We start from the raw sequence: 511 nt of genomic DNA on the forward strand, positions 1-511 counted from the left end.
GCTTTTTTCGGGGTTTTCTTTTTTGTATTTTAAGGTTGCAGAATAAAATACTATGAAAGATACAGCGCAACTACAGATTTTCAAAGACTTCGACGGATATTCTCCTAAATATCATTTTTTTAAGAATTCGTTGTTTGGCCAGATAAAAGATTCCATCCCCTGGGATGAGCTCGCAGGATGTCTTCCGGCAGAAAATACAGGTCCCGGTGCTCCTAGGTGGTTTGATGCCAAGGGAATGTTTGGCATGATGTTCCTCAAGGCCTACCTCAATGTCAGCGACAGACAGCTCATCGAAAGGTTCAATACAGATTACAGTTTGCAGATGTTCTGCGGCAAACTTCTGGCCGAGGACAAGCAGATCAGGGATTATACCCTTATGACAGGGATAAGAGCCTATATTGAAGAGCACTGTGAATGGGAACAGGTTCAGTCAGTACTGCTCAACCACTGGAAAAGGGATGTGAACAATTCCCATGTACTTCTCATGGATGCCACCTGCTACGAGAGCTAT

The 511-nt window shown here is 43.6% G+C and carries 1 protein-coding gene; it reads left to right on the forward strand.

What is annotated here, in order from left to right; all coding sequences use genetic code 11:
* Positions 1-52 precede the first annotated feature (52 nt).
* Positions 53-511: transposase (locus ACYVHJ_RS19340; protein WP_460518131.1), on the forward strand; the 459-nt coding region annotated here is incomplete at its 3' end.

It is taken from the genome of Cyclobacterium sediminis, assembly GCF_054781075.1.